This is a genomic window from Psychromonas sp. psych-6C06, from assembly GCF_002835465.1.
Lineage (GTDB): Bacteria > Pseudomonadota > Gammaproteobacteria > Enterobacterales > Psychromonadaceae > Psychromonas.
In genome coordinates this window covers 127,935-142,196 of sequence record NZ_PIZM01000009.1, presented here as the reverse complement: position 1 = coordinate 142,196, position 14,262 = coordinate 127,935, and the positions used below count along the sequence as shown (strand labels likewise).

At 42.1% G+C, this 14,262-nt stretch carries 26 protein-coding genes; 3 read left to right on the top strand and 23 right to left on the bottom strand.

The genetic code is table 11. The features are described 5' to 3' along the window. Positions 1-36: 36 nt before the first annotated feature. The 22 genes from secY to rpsJ form a co-directional block, all read right to left on the bottom strand. Positions 37-1,365 (bottom strand): preprotein translocase subunit SecY, encoded by a 1,329-nt coding sequence (secY, locus tag CW745_RS13345; RefSeq protein ID WP_101109189.1) that lies wholly within the window; start codon positions 1,363-1,365, stop codon positions 37-39. A gap of 5 nt (positions 1,366-1,370) precedes the next feature. Then, a complete protein-coding gene (gene rplO, locus CW745_RS13340) occupies positions 1,371-1,805 on the bottom strand; it encodes a 50S ribosomal protein L15 (protein ID WP_101109188.1) in 435 nt (144 codons plus the stop codon). A gap of 2 nt (positions 1,806-1,807) precedes the next feature. After that, the gene (gene rpmD, locus CW745_RS13335; RefSeq protein WP_101109187.1) at positions 1,808-1,990 is read right to left on the bottom strand and encodes a 50S ribosomal protein L30; all 183 of its coding nucleotides are present in this window, start codon (positions 1,988-1,990) and stop codon (positions 1,808-1,810) included. Positions 1,991-1,996: 6 nt separating this feature from the next. Next, entirely contained in the window at positions 1,997-2,497 is a 501-nt protein-coding gene (rpsE, locus tag CW745_RS13330; protein WP_101109186.1) for a 30S ribosomal protein S5, read from the bottom strand. An 11-nt stretch (positions 2,498-2,508) separates the two neighbouring features. Continuing rightward, on the bottom strand, positions 2,509-2,859 hold the full coding sequence (gene rplR, locus CW745_RS13325; RefSeq protein WP_101109185.1) for a 50S ribosomal protein L18: 351 nt from the start codon (positions 2,857-2,859) through the stop codon (positions 2,509-2,511). Positions 2,860-2,868: 9 nt separating this feature from the next. Beyond that, positions 2,869-3,402 carry a 50S ribosomal protein L6 gene (rplF, locus tag CW745_RS13320; protein ID WP_101109184.1) on the bottom strand — a complete coding sequence of 178 codons (534 nt, stop codon included), beginning with the start codon at positions 3,400-3,402 and terminating at the stop codon, positions 2,869-2,871. A gap of 10 nt (positions 3,403-3,412) precedes the next feature. Beyond that, positions 3,413-3,805 (bottom strand): 30S ribosomal protein S8, encoded by a 393-nt coding sequence (rpsH, locus tag CW745_RS13315; protein WP_101109183.1) that lies wholly within the window; start codon positions 3,803-3,805, stop codon positions 3,413-3,415. Positions 3,806-3,831: 26 nt separating this feature from the next. Then, positions 3,832-4,137, bottom strand: a complete 306-nt coding sequence (gene rpsN, locus CW745_RS13310) for a 30S ribosomal protein S14 (RefSeq protein WP_101109182.1) — start codon at positions 4,135-4,137, stop codon at positions 3,832-3,834. 10 nt (positions 4,138-4,147) lie between these two features. Further along, a complete protein-coding gene (gene rplE / locus CW745_RS13305) occupies positions 4,148-4,687 on the bottom strand; it encodes a 50S ribosomal protein L5 (protein ID WP_101109181.1) in 540 nt (179 codons plus the stop codon). 12 nt (positions 4,688-4,699) lie between these two features. Further along, positions 4,700-5,014, bottom strand: coding sequence for a 50S ribosomal protein L24 (rplX, locus tag CW745_RS13300; protein ID WP_101109180.1), 315 nt, complete (start codon positions 5,012-5,014; stop codon positions 4,700-4,702). Positions 5,015-5,023: 9 nt separating this feature from the next. Then, on the bottom strand, positions 5,024-5,392 hold the full coding sequence (rplN, locus tag CW745_RS13295) for a 50S ribosomal protein L14 (RefSeq protein ID WP_101109179.1): 369 nt from the start codon (positions 5,390-5,392) through the stop codon (positions 5,024-5,026). 178 nt (positions 5,393-5,570) lie between these two features. Continuing rightward, positions 5,571-5,822 carry a 30S ribosomal protein S17 gene (gene rpsQ, locus CW745_RS13290; protein ID WP_101109178.1) on the bottom strand — a complete coding sequence of 84 codons (252 nt, stop codon included), beginning with the start codon at positions 5,820-5,822 and terminating at the stop codon, positions 5,571-5,573. After that, positions 5,822-6,013 (bottom strand): 50S ribosomal protein L29, encoded by a 192-nt coding sequence (rpmC, locus tag CW745_RS13285; RefSeq protein ID WP_101109177.1) that lies wholly within the window; start codon positions 6,011-6,013, stop codon positions 5,822-5,824. Before rpmC ends, rpsQ begins: the two co-directional genes overlap by 1 nt. After that, the gene (rplP, locus tag CW745_RS13280) at positions 6,013-6,423 is read right to left on the bottom strand and encodes a 50S ribosomal protein L16 (RefSeq protein WP_022940334.1); all 411 of its coding nucleotides are present in this window, start codon (positions 6,421-6,423) and stop codon (positions 6,013-6,015) included. The genes rpmC and rplP overlap by 1 nt, the downstream gene beginning before the upstream one ends. 12 nt (positions 6,424-6,435) lie before the next feature. Next, positions 6,436-7,122, bottom strand: coding sequence for a 30S ribosomal protein S3 (gene rpsC / locus CW745_RS13275; protein ID WP_101109176.1), 687 nt, complete (start codon positions 7,120-7,122; stop codon positions 6,436-6,438). Between the two features lie 3 nt (positions 7,123-7,125). Beyond that, positions 7,126-7,461 (bottom strand): 50S ribosomal protein L22, encoded by a 336-nt coding sequence (gene rplV / locus CW745_RS13270; protein WP_101109175.1) that lies wholly within the window; start codon positions 7,459-7,461, stop codon positions 7,126-7,128. Positions 7,462-7,469: 8 nt separating this feature from the next. Further along, entirely contained in the window at positions 7,470-7,745 is a 276-nt protein-coding gene (gene rpsS / locus CW745_RS13265; RefSeq protein WP_101080515.1) for a 30S ribosomal protein S19, read from the bottom strand. 14 nt (positions 7,746-7,759) lie between these two features. After that, complete coding sequence (rplB, locus tag CW745_RS13260) at positions 7,760-8,587, bottom strand: 50S ribosomal protein L2 (protein ID WP_101109174.1); 828 nt, start codon at positions 8,585-8,587, stop codon at positions 7,760-7,762. 12 nt (positions 8,588-8,599) lie between these two features. Continuing rightward, positions 8,600-8,899 carry a 50S ribosomal protein L23 gene (gene rplW / locus CW745_RS13255; protein ID WP_101109173.1) on the bottom strand — a complete coding sequence of 100 codons (300 nt, stop codon included), beginning with the start codon at positions 8,897-8,899 and terminating at the stop codon, positions 8,600-8,602. After that, a complete protein-coding gene (gene rplD, locus CW745_RS13250; RefSeq protein WP_101109172.1) occupies positions 8,896-9,501 on the bottom strand; it encodes a 50S ribosomal protein L4 in 606 nt (201 codons plus the stop codon). The genes rplW and rplD overlap by 4 nt, the downstream gene beginning before the upstream one ends. Before the next feature lie 14 nt (positions 9,502-9,515). After that, positions 9,516-10,154 (bottom strand): 50S ribosomal protein L3, encoded by a 639-nt coding sequence (gene rplC / locus CW745_RS13245; protein ID WP_101109171.1) that lies wholly within the window; start codon positions 10,152-10,154, stop codon positions 9,516-9,518. A 16-nt stretch (positions 10,155-10,170) separates the two neighbouring features. Continuing rightward, the gene (gene rpsJ, locus CW745_RS13240; protein WP_011771756.1) at positions 10,171-10,482 is read right to left on the bottom strand and encodes a 30S ribosomal protein S10; all 312 of its coding nucleotides are present in this window, start codon (positions 10,480-10,482) and stop codon (positions 10,171-10,173) included. Between the two features lie 296 nt (positions 10,483-10,778). Between rpsJ and CW745_RS13235 the strand changes: the two genes are divergently transcribed. The 3 genes from CW745_RS13235 (at position 10,779) to CW745_RS16690 (ending at position 13,669) form a co-directional block, all read left to right on the top strand. Next, on the top strand, positions 10,779-12,710 hold the full coding sequence (locus CW745_RS13235) for a GNAT family N-acetyltransferase (protein WP_101109170.1): 1,932 nt from the start codon (positions 10,779-10,781) through the stop codon (positions 12,708-12,710). Between the two features lie 9 nt (positions 12,711-12,719). Continuing rightward, positions 12,720-13,412, top strand: coding sequence for a pseudouridine synthase (locus CW745_RS13230; RefSeq protein ID WP_101109169.1), 693 nt, complete (start codon positions 12,720-12,722; stop codon positions 13,410-13,412). Between the two features lie 98 nt (positions 13,413-13,510). After that, the gene (locus CW745_RS16690; RefSeq protein ID WP_193755607.1) at positions 13,511-13,669 is read left to right on the top strand and encodes a hypothetical protein; all 159 of its coding nucleotides are present in this window, start codon (positions 13,511-13,513) and stop codon (positions 13,667-13,669) included. Between the two features lie 224 nt (positions 13,670-13,893). On the opposite strand, the gene CW745_RS13225 is transcribed toward CW745_RS16690, so the two are convergent. Further along, on the bottom strand, positions 13,894-14,244 hold the full coding sequence (locus CW745_RS13225; RefSeq protein WP_101109168.1) for a periplasmic thioredoxin of cytochrome c-type biogenesis: 351 nt from the start codon (positions 14,242-14,244) through the stop codon (positions 13,894-13,896). Positions 14,245-14,262 lie beyond the last annotated feature (18 nt).

The following is a 14,262-nucleotide window of genomic DNA, read 5'->3' as shown; positions in this document are numbered from 1 at the left end:
AACACTCCGTAGTTAGTATAACTTTTCAAGATTTGGCTATTTGCCGTAATCTTTTAAGTTAGCTTTTTTCAAGACAGAATCATATTGATTAGACATCAAATGAGTCTGCACCTGTGCCATAAAGTCCATGATAACAACAACAATAATTAATAACGAAGTACCACCAAAGTAGAACTGCGTATTCATTGCAACCATCATAAACTCGGGAATCAAACAGATAAAGGTAATATATAACGCGCCAGCTAGTGTTAGGCGTGTCATCACTTTATCAATGTAACGTGATGTTTGTTCTCCGGGACGTATACCTGGAATAAAGGCACCGCTTTTCTTCAAGTTATCAGCTGTTTCACGTGGATTAAACGTAAGTGCTGTATAAAAGAAGCAAAAGAAGATAATAGCAGCTGCATATAACATCATATGCAACGGTTGCCCTGGCTGTAATGCCAAAGAAACGTCAGATAACCAACCTAAACCTTCAGTCTGACCAAACCAAGCAGCGATTGTACCAGGAAATAAGATAACACTCGAGGCAAAAATTGCAGGAATAACACCAGCCATATTTAATTTTAATGGCAAGTGAGTGCTTTGCGCAGCAAAAACCTTACGGCCTTGTTGGCGTTTTGCATAGTTAACGACGATTCGACGTTGACCACGCTCTACAAAAACTACAAAAGCAGTTGTTGCAAAAACGATAACAATTAATGCTAATAACACAAGAAGGTGAATCTCACCTTGACGTGCTTGCTCAGCTGTTTGCCCGATTGCACTTGGCAATCCAGCAATAATACCTACAAAGATAATGATAGAGATACCATTACCGATACCGCGTTCAGTAATTTGCTCACCTAGCCACATAAGGAACATTGTTCCTGTCACTAAACTTACAACTGCCGTGATATAAAATGCCATGCCTGGATTTTCAACCAGACCTGGCATCATCGTTGGCAAACCGGTTGCAATACCAATTGCTTGGAATGTACCTAAAACCAAAGTACCGTAACGTGTATATTGATTTATTTTACGACGACCTGACTCACCTTCTTTCTTTAGCTCAGCTAAAGGAGGATGAACAACAGTCATCAACTGGATAATAATAGAAGCCGAAATATACGGCATAATACCCAGCGCAAATATAGATGCACGTTCAAGTGCACCACCAGAGAACATGTTAAACATCTCAATGATGGTACCCTTCTGCTGATTAAATAGATCAGCTAGGACAGCGGCGTCAATACCAGGGATCGGAACAAAAGAGCCCATGCGGAACACTAATATAGCGCCTAAAACAAACAATAGTCTTGTTTTAAGCTCGCTTAAATTACTGCCCTGAACTGCTTTAGGGTCTAACCCTGGTTTCTTAGCCATTCCTATTATTCCTCGATTTTTCCGCCCGCAGCTTCAATTGCAGCACGAGCACCCTTCGTTACACGAAGACCCTTAACTGTAACTGAACGAGAGATCTCACCAGAAAGAACTACTTTTGCAAACTTAATAGTGTTTACAAGTAGACCAGCCTGCTTCAACGTTTCAATTGTTACAACATCGCCATCTACTTTAGCAATTTCGTTTAAACGAACTTCACCGCTAACTAGAGACTTACGAGATGTAAAACCGAATTTTGGTAAACGTTGTTTAAGAGGCATTTGACCGCCTTCAAAACCTGGACGTACTTTACCGCCTGAACGAGATTTCAAACCTTTATGACCACGGCCACAAGTTTTGCCTAATCCAGAGCCGATACCACGACCAACACGTTTAGCAACAGGCTTCGAACCAGCTGCTGGAGATAGAGTATTTAATTTCATAATTACCCCTCAACCTTAACCATGTAGTAAACTTTATTAACCATACCACGAACACATGGAGTATCTTCCAACTCTACTGTGTGACCGATGCGACGCAGGCCTAGACCTGTTAATGTTGCACGGTGCTTTGGTAAACGGCCAATTGCACTTTTGGTTTGAGTTACTTTAATTGTTTTAGTAGCCATGCTTAATTACCCCAGTAATTCATTAACACTTAGGCCACGCTTAGCTGCAATCTGCTCTGGAGAATTCATGCTCTCTAGTGCATCAAGCGTAGCGCGAACTACGTTAATTGGGTTAGTTGAGCCGTAAGCTTTAGCAAGTACGTTTTGTACGCCAACAACTTCTAATACGGCACGCATTGCACCACCTGCGATGATACCAGTACCTTCAGATGCTGGTTGCATGTACACTTTAGATCCAGAGTGACGACCCTTGATCGGATGTTGCAGAGTGTTACCTTTAAGTTGGATTTCGCTGATATTGCGACGTGCTTTTTCCATAGCTTTTTGAATAGCTGCTGGAACTTCACGTGCTTTACCATAACCGAAACCAACACGGCCACTACCATCACCAACTACTGTTAGTGCTGTGAAGCTAAAGATACGACCACCTTTAACTACTTTTGAAACACGGTTCACTGCGATTAGCTTTTCGTTCAGATCACCGGCTTGAGATTCTACTTTAGACATAATCTTTACCCTTAGAACTGAAGACCAGCTTCACGAGCTGCTTCAGCTAATGCTGCTACACGGCCGTGGTACTGGAAACCGCTACGGTCGAAAGAGATTTTAGTAATACCTTTCTCTACCGCGCGTTCTGCAACTAATTTACCAATTAGTTGAGCTGCTTCTTTGTTACCACCGTTGCTCACTTGAGCGCGCACTTCTTTTTCTAAAGTAGAAGCGCTTGCTACGACTAATGCGTCAGCTGTAATTACCTGCGCGTAAGTATGGCGAGGTGTACGGTTGATCACTAGACGAGTAGCACCAAGCTCTTGTAACTTCTTACGTGTGCGAGTAGCACGACGAAGACGAGATGATTTCTTATCCATGTTCTTACCTTACTTTTTCTTCGCTTCTTTACGACGCACGTTTTCATCAGCGTAACGAACACCTTTACCTTTATAAGGCTCTGGTGGACGGAATGCACGAATCTCAGCAGCTACTTGGCCAATCTCTTGTTTATCAGCACCTTCAAGAACGATTTCTGTTTGGCTTGGCGCCGTCGCAGTTACGCTTTTTGGAAGAGTGTAAACAACAGGGTGAGAGAAACCTAAAGTTAGGTTTACATCTTGACCTTTAACTTGTGCACGGTAACCAACACCTTGAAGAAGAAGTGTCTTCTTGAAGCCATCAGCTACACCTACAACCATGTTGTTAACGTTAGCACGTGCAGTACCTGCTTGTGCCCAACCGTCTTTGAAGCCTTCAGCTGGTGCGAATGAAACAACACCTTCTTCTAGCTTAACAACAACAGCATCATTAAGAGTACGAACTAATTCGCCTTTGTTACCTTTAACAGTAACTTCTTGACCGTTTACTTTAACTTCTACGCCAGCAGGAACAGTAATCGGTGCCTTAGCTATACGAGACATAGACTACTCCTTATGATACGTAACAGATGATTTCACCACCGATAGACGCTTTACGCGCTGCACGGTCAGTCATTACACCTTGAGAAGTTGAAACAATCGCTATACCTAAACCAGCCATAACTTTTGGTAAGTCAGACGCACCTTTGTAGATACGTAGGCCTGGACGAGAAACTCGTTTTAGGGTATCGATAACTTTTTTGCCTTCGAAGTACTTTAAAGTAACTTCTAGTTCAGGCTTTGTGTCACCAGCAACAGAGAAATCTGAGATATAACCTTCAGCTTTAAGCACAGTTGCAATTGCAACTTTTTGCTTAGAAGAAGGCATTTTTACAGATACTTTGCTTGCTGCTTGACCGTTACGAATACGCGTAAGCATATCCGAAATAGGATCTTGCATGCTCATAACTATTTACTCCGTGATTTAATTGATTACCAGCTGGCTTTCTTAAGGCCAGGGATTTCTCCGCGCATCATATGCTCACGAACCTTAATACGGCTCATGCCAAATTTACGAAGATAACCATGTGGACGACCTGTCACGTTACAACGGTTACGTTGACGTGCAGAGCTTGAATCACGAGGTAGCGTTTGAAGCGCTAGTACTGCATTCCAACGATCTTCATCGCTAGAGTTAACACCACTAATAATTGCTTTTAAGTTAGCGCGTTTTTCAGCGTACTTAGTAACAAGCTTCGCACGTTTTACTTCACGCGCTTTCATTGATTGTTTAGCCATTATTTACACCTTACTTACGGAATGGGAAGTTAAACGCAGTCAGTAGAGCACGTCCTTCTTCGTCAGTCTTAGCTGATGTAGTGATTGTGATATCTAAACCACGAATCTTATCAACTTTATCGTAATCAATTTCAGGGAAAATGATTTGCTCACGAACACCCATAGAGTAGTTACCACGGCCATCGAATGCTTTCGAATTTAAGCCACGGAAATCACGTACACGCGGGATAGCGATTGTTACCAAACGCTCAAAGAAATCCCACATACGTGCACCACGTAGTGTTACTTTACAACCAATCGGGTAGCCTTCACGAATTTTGAAGCCTGCCACAGAGCGGCGTGCTTTAGTGATCATTGGCTTTTGACCTGAGATTGCAGCCATATCTGACGCTGCGTGCTCTAGGACTTTTTTATCAGCCAGTGCTTCACCAACACCCATGTTAAGGGTGATTTTCTCTATTCGAGGGACTTGCATAACAGACGTGTAGCCGAATTGCTTTTGCAAATCAGACACCACGTTGTCTTTATAGAAATTATGCAGTTTCGCCATCGTAAACTCCAGTTACTTCACAAGTTCATTATTAGATTTGAAAAAACGTACTTTTTTGCCGTCTTCAAGTCTAAATCCAACACGATCCGCTTTACCCGTTTCCGAGTTAAGGATCGCAACATTTGATACTTCGATTGGTGCTTCCTGTTCAATAATACCGCCAGTTACGCCCGCTTGTGGGTTTGGCTTTTGGTGTTTCTTAACAGTGTTTACACCTTCAATAATTACTTTACCGTTCGCTAAAACTGTAGAAATTTTTCCAGTTTTACCTTTATCTTTACCGGCAATAACAATTACTTCATCGTCACGCTTTAATTTTGCTGCCATTTCGATTCCTTACAGTACTTCTGGCGCCAGTGAAACAATCTTCATAAAATTATCATTACGAAGTTCACGGGTTACAGGGCCAAAGATACGTGTACCGATTGGCTGGTTGCTTGCATTCAACATAACCGCAGCGTTGCGGTCAAAACGAATTACAGAACCATCGGGACGACGTACACCTTTTCTGGTACGCACAACCACAGCTGAATGAACATCACCTTTCTTCACTTTACCGCGAGGAATAGCTTCTTTTACAGAAACTTTGATAATGTCACCGATTGCTGCATAACGGCGATGCGAGCCACCAAGGACCTTAATACACATTACGCGTCGAGCGCCGGAATTATCGGCAACATCAAGCACACTTTGCATCTGGATCATTACAGTGCTCCGCTATTTATCTTATTAACTAAACTCTCTCGAGTTGCTTACCCATATCTTTAGGGTGCGGTAATATACCACCAACTTTTAGAGAAAGATAGTCCAAAAAAACGGCACTCATAAAAGAGCGCCGTTTATACATATGTAACTAGGTTTAAATCTAATAAAAAATATTAAATTAAGCTTTAGTTACGATTGAATCCAATGTCCAAGACTTAGTCTTAGATAGAGGACGACATTCGCTTACTAGCACAACATCGCCTTCATTACATTGGTTTGTTTCATCATGTGCATGTAGCTTAGTAGTACGCTTCATGAATTTACCGTATAACGGATGCTTCACTTTACGTTCAACGGCTACAACGATAGATTTATCCATCTTTGCACTGATTACTTTACCTTGAAGAGTACGAGTATTAGATTCGCTCATTACGCACCTGCCTTCTGATTTAATACTGTCTTAACACGGGCAATGTCACGACGCACTTGTTTAATTGAGTGCGGCTTTTCTAACTGACCAGTGTTTAACTGCATACGTAAGTTAAATTGCTCACGTAATAAGTTTAGAAGTTCAGCATTCAGCTCTTCAACACTTTTATCTTTAAGTTCGTTAGCTTTCATTACATCACCTTACGAGTTACAAAAGTTGTTGCTATTGGAAGTTTAGCAGCAGCTAAAGCAAATGCTTCACGTGCTAATGCTTCAGGAACACCTTCCATTTCATAAAGAACTTTACCTGGCTGAGTTTGAGCAACGTAGTACTCAACATTACCTTTACCTTTACCTTGACGAACTTCTAACGGCTTGCCTGTAATCGGTTTATCAGGAAATACTCGGATCCAGATTTTACCTTGACGTTTTACATGACGAGTCATTGCTCGACGTGCAGCTTCAATTTGGCGAGCAGTGATTCGACCACGGCCGACTGCTTTAAGACCAAATTCGCCAAAGCTTACTTCCGCGCCTTTCGAAAGACCACGGTTGCGGCCTTTGAACATTTTGCGGAATTTCATACGTTTTGGTTGCATCATTAGATATTACTCCTACTTGCGACCTTTGCGTTTTGGTTTAGAAGGTTGTTGTTCTTGTTGTAGTGGTAAACCACCTAGAACTTCACCTTTAAAGATCCAAACTTTAACGCCGATGATACCGTAAACAGTTAACGCTTCAGATGTTGAGTAATCGATATCTGCACGAAGAGTATGTAGAGGTACACGACCTTCACGATACCATTCAGCACGTGCGATTTCTGCACCACCTAAACGTCCACTAACTTGAACTTTAATACCTTTAGCGCCAAGACGCATAGCATTTTGAACCGCACGCTTCATAGCACGACGGAACATTACACGACGTTCTAACTGAGAAGAGATAGAATCTGCTACTAGTTTTGCGTCAAGTTCAGGTTTACGAACTTCTGAGATATTGATTTGAGCTGGAACACCTGCCATTTTAGCAATAGCTGTGCGTAGCTTCTCAACGTCTTCGCCTTTCTTACCAATTACAACACCAGGACGAGCTGTGTGAATAGTCACACGTACGCTTTTCGCTGGACGTTCGATGGTAATTTTAGACAAAGAAGCGTTTTTCAATTTCTCTGTTAAAAATTTACGGATTTCGTGATCACTAAATAAGTTATCTGCAAAATCTTTTGTGCCTGCATACCAAGTAGAGCTAAATGCTTTAGTGATACCTAGGCGAATACCGTTAGGATGAACTTTCTGTCCCATTGTTTAACCCCTGTCTGATACCACTACTGTGATATGGCAAGAACGCTTCATGATGCGATCGGCACGGCCTTTCGCACGCGGCATGATGCGCTTCATTGTTGGACCTTCATCAACACAAATTTTTGTGATAACTAGCTCATCAACATCAGCGCCTTCATTATGCTCAGCGTTTGCAATTGCAGAATCTACAACTTTTTTCACTAATACAGCTGCTTTCTTAGGGCTGTATGATAAAAGTTCTAGTGCTTTTTCTACTGGAAGACCACGTACTTGATCTGCCACCAAACGCGCTTTCTGAGCTGAAGAACGAGCGAATAAATGTTTAGCTAAAGCTTCCATAATGACCTCTATTTCTTCGCTTTCTTATCCGCGACATGGCCACGGTAAGTACGAGTTGGTGCAAATTCACCCAGTTTTTGGCCGACCATTTCGTCGGTTACAAATACTGGCACGTGTTGACGCCCGTTATGGACAGCGATGGTTAGACCAATCATATCTGGAATGATCATTGAACGGCGAGACCAAGTCTTAATTGGTTTTTTCTCTCCGCTTTCCATCGCTTTCTCTACCTTCTTCAGCAAGTGTAGGTCAATGAAGGGACCCTTCTTGAGAGAACGTGGCATGGCGATACCTCTGCTTATTTCTTATTACGACGACGAACAATGTACTGATCAGTACGTTTGTTCTTACGAGTTTTGTAGCCTTTAGTTGGCATACCCCAAGGAGAAACAGGATGACGACCACCACTTGTTTTACCTTCACCACCACCATGTGGGTGATCAACCGGGTTCATTACAACACCACGAACGGTAGGACGAACACCACGCCAACGCGTAGCACCAGCTTTACCTAATTGGCGTAGCATATGTTCTGCATTACCAACTTCACCGATTGTTGCACGACACTCAGTAGAGATTTTACGCATTTCACCACTACGTAAACGTAGAGTTACATAAGCGCCATCACGAGCTACGATTTGGCTGTATGCACCAGCTGAACGTGCAATTTGTGCACCTTTAGCAGGTTTCATTTCTACAGCGTGTACTGTTGTACCTACTGGGATGTTACGCATTGGCAAAGTGTTACCCACTTTGATAGGCGAATCGTCACCAGATTGGATCACATCACCAGCAGTTAGCCCTTTAGGAGCTAAGATGTAGCGACGCTCACCGTCAGCGTAAAGTACTAGTGCAATGTTTGCACTACGGTTTGGATCATATTCCAAACGCTCAACTTTTGCTGGGATACCGTCTTTATTACGCTTAAAGTCGATTAAACGATAGTGTTGTTTGTGACCACCACCGATATGACGAACCGTAATACGACCGCCATTATTACGACCACCAGATTTAGATTTAGACTCTAAAAGTGGTGCGTATGGCTTACCTTTGTGCAGTTCGTTATTTACCACTTTAACAACGTGGCGACGACCTGGCGAGGTAGGTTTACATTTTACAATAGCCATTAAATAATTCCTCTACTCAGCGCCAGCGAAATCGATGTCTGCACCTTCAGCCAGAGTAACGTATGCTTTTTTCCAGTCGCTACGGCGACCCATACGTTGACCTGTACGCTTGGTTTTACCCTTCACGTTTAGTGTGCGAACACCAGTCACTTCAACTTCAAATAGTTTCTGAACTGCTGCTTTAATTTCTGCTTTAGTTGCAGTACCTGCAACTTTGAATACCATTGTGTTATGGTTTTCAGCAGATAAAGTACCCTTTTCAGAGATATGTGGGGCTAGGATCACTTGTAATAAGCGTGCTTCACTAATCATGCTAAGCTCTCCTCAATCTTTTTAACTGCAGCTGCAGTTACCACTACTTTATCAAAAGCGATAAGACTTACTGGATCAATACCTTGTACATCACGAACGTCTACTTTGTATAGGTTACGTGCTGCTAAGAATAGATTCTCATCTAATTCTTCAGTAATGATTAGAACGTCTTTCAGCTCCATTTCGTTTAACTTAGCTTTTAGCTCTTTTGTTTTAGGAGCTTCAACGCTGAAGTTTTCTACAACGATTAGACGATCCTGACGAACTAATTCAGACAGAATGCTTCTCACTGCGCCACGGTACATTTTTTTGTTTACTTTTTGGCTGTGGTCCTGTGGACGCGCAGCAAAAGTAACACCACCACCAACCCAGATAGGGCTACGGATAGTACCAGCACGAGCTCGGCCAGTTCCTTTTTGACGCCATGGCTTCTTACCACCACCGCGAACATCAGAACGAGTCTTTTGAGCACGAGTTCCTTGACGAGCGCCAGCTGCATACGCAACGACTACCTGATGTACTAGGGCCTCGTTGAATTCGCGTCCAAAGGTAGCGTCAGAAACTTCAAGTGCACTTTGTGCATCTTTCAATACCAATTCCATTACTAATTCCTTGGTTATGCTTTAACAGCAGGTTTAATGAACACGTCGCCGTTTTTCGCACCAGGTACTGCACCTTTAATTAGCAGTAAGTTGCGTTCAACGTCAATGCGAACAACATCAAGATTCTGAGTCGTTACACGCTCAGCACCCATGTGACCAGACATTTTTTTGCCCTTGAAAACACGACCAGGAGTTTGACACATACCAATCGAACCGTTAGAACGATGTGATAGTGAGTTACCGTGAGTTGCGTCTTGCATAGAGAAGTTCCAACGCTTAATACCGCCTTGGAAACCTTTACCTTTTGACTGACCTGTTACATCTACTTTCGTAATATCATTGAAAAGCTCAACACTTAGCTCTGCGCCAACTACGATATCTGCACCTTCGTTTTCTTCGAGACGGAATTCCCAAAGACCACGGCCCGCTTCAACACCTGCTTTCGCAAAGTGACCAGCTTCTGGCTTAGTTACACGGCTAGCTTTCTTAGTGCCAGCTGTTACTTGGATAGCTTGGTAGCCATCTGTATCAAGTGTTTTAACTTGAGTAACGCGGTTAGGTGTACATTCAAGAACTGTAACTGGGATAGAAACACCATCTTCAGTGAAGATGCGAGTCATACCAATTTTACGACCTACTAGACCGATTGTCATTGTTGTAACTCCCTTTCTAACCCAAGCTGATTTGAACATCAACGCCAGCAGCTAGATCTAGCTTCATTAGTGCGTCAACAGTCTTTTCAGTTGGTTCTACGATATCAATCAAGCGCTTGTGAGTGCGGATCTCGTACTGGTCACGCGCATCTTTATTTACATGCGGTGATACTAGTATTGTGAAACGCTCTTTACGAGTTGGTAGTGGGATAGGACCACGTACCTGAGCACCTGTGCGCTTTGCAGTTTCAACGATTTCCGCCGTTGATTGATCGATCAGTTTATGATCAAAAGCTTTAAGGCGAATACGGATTCTTTGGTTCTGCATGGACCAAAACTCCAATAGTTAAAAATACGACATACAAATAAACACCTGACAACCTATCCAAGATAGATCTCAAGTGCATATTCAAACTTAGTTGCTTCCCAATCGGAAGCTTTTTGATAACCAAACACTAATAAACAGTAAGGTTATGGGCCTGTTGCCCGCCTGCTACATAAGCAAGTGGGGGCATCATACAGGAATAGTGATGCATGGCAAGCTTTTATTAGTGATTTGTTTAAAAAGCAAACAGAAAGATCTTCTGTTAAACTACTGCGCTTAAGTTAGTAAAAGGATCGCCAGTGTCAGACAGTCATCATCGCAATCATCGCCAACTTATTCGCTTTAAAGGCGAATTATCATGGTGCTATCAACAATGTATTAAAATCATTAATCAGCATGCTCGTCCCTACTTTTGGCTCGGAGATAGCCCAGAAAAGATCACTTCTACCTTATATAAGCAGATTCTCGGGCAAGAAACGTCGCTTTTGATTATCAATGCACATCAACACTTCGATGCGAACCTTTTTGCGGCCAGTGAAGGTACCTTGAGAGGTGGAGGTCTTTTACTGTTAATCTCACCATTTCACATTAACAGCCAAGATCACTTTTATCGTTACGTCGATCAACAACTAGATCAGGGTTCATTCCCGACTTTGATTCAGAGCCAAGAAGAGTTGGCGTTACCAACCACCACACTGCCCTCACCGCCAGCATTAATTTTGCATGAACAACAACAGGCAGTTGAAGCGATTATTAAAACCGTTACGGGTCATCGACGTCGACCATTGGTACTGACCGCTAATCGCGGTCGTGGTAAATCAGCGGCCCTAGGTATCGCAGCCAAACAACTCGTTGAGGCGGGCCTAACCCATATTTTAATATGTGCCCATAACAAAAATGCAACACTTACACTTTTTAAACATGCGGGAGAATCTAAACAGATTGGTTTTATAGCACCAGATCAACTACTGAATGAAAAACCCAATTGTGATCTATTGATTGTTGATGAAGCGGCTGCAATACCGGTCCCTATGTTAGAAGCTATCACCCTGCAATACTCACGATTAGTTTTTGCAACAACCCAACATGGTTATGAGGGTTCAGGAAGAGGTTTTGCCTTACGTTTTCAACAACGCTTGCAAACATTAGCACCTCAGGCTCGCTCACTGCATTTAGAGCAACCTATCCGCTGGTCAAAGAATGATCCTGTTGAACAATTCACGCTTAATAACCTTTGCATCAGCCAAAGCAAACAGACCACGCCACATTTTGACTGTTCGCAACCGATTCAATTTAATAGCATCACTGCATTACAGCTCAGTGAAAATCATGCTCTATTAACTGAACTATTTTCACTTTTAGTTACTGCTCACTATCAAACTAAACCAAGTGATTTAGAAAGGCTTCTAAACGACAAGCACCTTTCAGTTTTAACGTTAACGCAAAATAAACAGATATTGGCTGTCGCATTAGTTAATCATGAAGGTGACTTTGATGATGATCTTGCACGTCAAATTGCACAGGGAAAGCGTCGCCTCAAAGGTCATTTAGTGGCGCAATCACTGACCTTTCATTGCGCCAATGAAGAGGCAGCTACTCACAAATATGCACGTATTCAACGCATTGCTACCCATCCCGCCATACAACAGCAAGGATTAGGCAAGGAATTGATCAAGCAAATGTTCGATTGGGCAAACGACAATGACTTCGAGCACCTTTGTGCTTCCTTTGGCGCTAATACTGAGTTATTAACGTTTTGGCAAAGCCAAGGGTTCAGTATCTTAAAAATAGGCAATAGCAAAGACAAAAGCAGTGGTACTCACTCTTTTATTGTCAACTTACCAATATCAAAACGTGGTAAAGCCTTGCACCATTTATTACAAGCACAGTTCCAATCGCAACTAGTAAGCCAAATTCCGCGTCATCTTGCGCAGCTTGAAACAGACTTGGTATTAGCAGTATTAGCTGAACACCCCAAAAAATTAATCCATTCTCCATTAATAACAAGTTACTGCGAAGGCAACTTACCCTATGAATTTGCAGAGCATGCATTAATTGAGTTTATTATTCATTGTGACCTTTCACCACTAGCTAAACCCGAGCAAAGGCTTACAATACAAAAAATATTACAAAATCAGAGCTGGGCTGACATCAGTGCAAATAGCCAATATACCGGTAAAAAGCAGGCTCAATCTGCATTACGTAACGCAATCATCCAACTTATCAATTAGAAGAAGACCATGCGCTTAGACAAATACTTATGTGAATCGACTCCCTTAACTCGTAGCCAAGCTAAAAAAGTGATCAGCCAAGGACGCGTAAAAAGCGGTGATCAAGTAGTTCGTAGTTGCGCTTATAAAGCCACTGCAGATGAATCTATCTATTTAGATGACAACCTAATTTCAGTGCGTGGGCTGCGTTACATCATGATCAACAAACCAAAAGACTTTATCTGCTCTAATGTTGATGAACAGCTACCTAGTTTATTTAACTTGATTGATGCACAAAAGAAAGAACAACTCTTTATTGCTGGACGATTAGATGCAGACACAACTGGGCTTGCCTTAATTACTGATGATGGACAATGGTCTCATAAAGTCACTAGTCCGCGTAATAAATGCAAAAAGCGTTACCGTGTTGAATTGAATTCAGCGATCACCGAAGAAGCAATTGAACAACTAAAAGTAGGTGTACAGCTCAATAGTGAGCCACAACCTTGCTTACCGGCAACAGTGGAAGTTATTACAGAAACTGAAGTGATATTAACGATTAGCGAAGGAAAATACCACCAAGTGAAACGTATGTTTGCAGCGGTCGGTAATTTAGTGATTGAGTTACACCGTGAACAGATCGGCGACATCATCTTGGATGCTAATCTGGAGTTGGGCGAGTGGCGCTATTTAACAGAAAGCGAAGTTCAAAGCATCGGATAAGCGACCTTTTATTGTTCATAGATTAAACATATTACCTTCACCTAAGTGTCATAAAGCGCACCTAATATGCAAGCTTAAGTCATTTAAAGGAGAGCGTAATGAAAAGTGCAATACAACTGGTAGGACTAACTAGCGTACTGTTATTAATCGGTGCGATGATCACTTTTTCCTCGGCGCCTGAGGCGAAAGCAAAAGAGCAATTGCAATACGACTATTGGGAAATGCTGGGCCATTACCAACCAGCAAACAAAGAATAGATGTACAACGATTAAGTTAGATGATGAGCGCCCTGCTCGCCATCTAATACCAAATCCATTAAATAACTGATCATTTTTACTGGTTAAAAGGAGCTATCTCTGCGTTAAAAGTTTTGCAAATAGAACAACTATTTACTGTAACTTTCGCCTTGTGCTACATCCTTTTTCCTACGTAAAATTTAAACACTATATTAGTGGAATTGGTATAACAAACTCACAAGCGCCTAAGCTAACTGGCGCTTAAACTGCTCTGCTAATGCAGTTAATTGACTGGCAGAGATAACTTCGACGTTATCTGCATCAACCACCTTACCTTTGACCACTAAAATAGTACGTGGAAAACCATGCCCACCCAGTTGCTCGGTAAATGCTTGATGTTGCGCCGACAGGTAAATATTTTTTTCTTGCTGCACAACCATACTGTAACAAGGCATCGCCAAAGCATCACAGAGTAAAGGTAGGTTTTCGCCTTGATCAGTGCAGTCTGAACACCAAGCGGCAGTTAAATTTAATACAAAAGTTTCACCATTATTTATTAGTGTTTCAATAAGTGCTAGTTGTTTATCTTCAATCATTATTTACTCTTATGGTTT

Bases quoted from the DNA above. Each gene is read 5' to 3' on its own strand.
- CW745_RS13230 (WP_101109169.1), top strand. From the start codon at position 12,720: ATGCGCTTAGACAAATACTTATGTGAATCGACTCCCTTAACTCGTAGC.
- CW745_RS13225 (WP_101109168.1), bottom strand. From the start codon at position 14,244: ATGATTGAAGATAAACAACTAGCACTTATTGAAACACTAATAAATAAT.
- rplF (WP_101109184.1), bottom strand. From the start codon at position 3,402: ATGTCTCGTATAGCTAAGGCACCGATTACTGTTCCTGCTGGCGTAGAA.
- rplE (WP_101109181.1), bottom strand. From the start codon at position 4,687: ATGGCGAAACTGCATAATTTCTATAAAGACAACGTGGTGTCTGATTTG.
- rpsE (WP_101109186.1), bottom strand. From the start codon at position 2,497: ATGTCTAAAGTAGAATCTCAAGCCGGTGATCTGAACGAAAAGCTAATC.
- CW745_RS16690 (WP_193755607.1), top strand. From the start codon at position 13,511: ATGAAAAGTGCAATACAACTGGTAGGACTAACTAGCGTACTGTTATTA.
- rplB (WP_101109174.1), bottom strand. From the start codon at position 8,587: ATGGCTATTGTAAAATGTAAACCTACCTCGCCAGGTCGTCGCCACGTT.
- rpmD (WP_101109187.1), bottom strand. From the start codon at position 1,990: ATGGCTACTAAAACAATTAAAGTAACTCAAACCAAAAGTGCAATTGGC.
- rpsS (WP_101080515.1), bottom strand. From the start codon at position 7,745: ATGCCACGTTCTCTCAAGAAGGGTCCCTTCATTGACCTACACTTGCTG.
- rplP (WP_022940334.1), bottom strand. From the start codon at position 6,423: ATGATGCAACCAAAACGTATGAAATTCCGCAAAATGTTCAAAGGCCGC.
- secY (WP_101109189.1), bottom strand. From the start codon at position 1,365: ATGGCTAAGAAACCAGGGTTAGACCCTAAAGCAGTTCAGGGCAGTAAT.
- rplX (WP_101109180.1), bottom strand. From the start codon at position 5,014: ATGGCAGCAAAATTAAAGCGTGACGATGAAGTAATTGTTATTGCCGGT.
- rplN (WP_101109179.1), bottom strand. From the start codon at position 5,392: ATGATCCAGATGCAAAGTGTGCTTGATGTTGCCGATAATTCCGGCGCT.
- rpmC (WP_101109177.1), bottom strand. From the start codon at position 6,013: ATGAAAGCTAACGAACTTAAAGATAAAAGTGTTGAAGAGCTGAATGCT.
- rplD (WP_101109172.1), bottom strand. From the start codon at position 9,501: ATGGAATTGGTATTGAAAGATGCACAAAGTGCACTTGAAGTTTCTGAC.
- rpsN (WP_101109182.1), bottom strand. From the start codon at position 4,137: ATGGCTAAACAATCAATGAAAGCGCGTGAAGTAAAACGTGCGAAGCTT.
- rplC (WP_101109171.1), bottom strand. From the start codon at position 10,154: ATGACAATCGGTCTAGTAGGTCGTAAAATTGGTATGACTCGCATCTTC.
- rpsJ (WP_011771756.1), bottom strand. From the start codon at position 10,482: ATGCAGAACCAAAGAATCCGTATTCGCCTTAAAGCTTTTGATCATAAA.
- rplW (WP_101109173.1), bottom strand. From the start codon at position 8,899: ATGATTAGTGAAGCACGCTTATTACAAGTGATCCTAGCCCCACATATC.
- rplV (WP_101109175.1), bottom strand. From the start codon at position 7,461: ATGGAAGCTTTAGCTAAACATTTATTCGCTCGTTCTTCAGCTCAGAAA.
- rpsH (WP_101109183.1), bottom strand. From the start codon at position 3,805: ATGAGCATGCAAGATCCTATTTCGGATATGCTTACGCGTATTCGTAAC.
- rplR (WP_101109185.1), bottom strand. From the start codon at position 2,859: ATGGATAAGAAATCATCTCGTCTTCGTCGTGCTACTCGCACACGTAAG.
- rplO (WP_101109188.1), bottom strand. From the start codon at position 1,805: ATGAAATTAAATACTCTATCTCCAGCAGCTGGTTCGAAGCCTGTTGCT.
- rpsC (WP_101109176.1), bottom strand. From the start codon at position 7,122: ATGGGACAGAAAGTTCATCCTAACGGTATTCGCCTAGGTATCACTAAA.
- rpsQ (WP_101109178.1), bottom strand. From the start codon at position 5,822: ATGAGCGAATCTAATACTCGTACTCTTCAAGGTAAAGTAATCAGTGCA.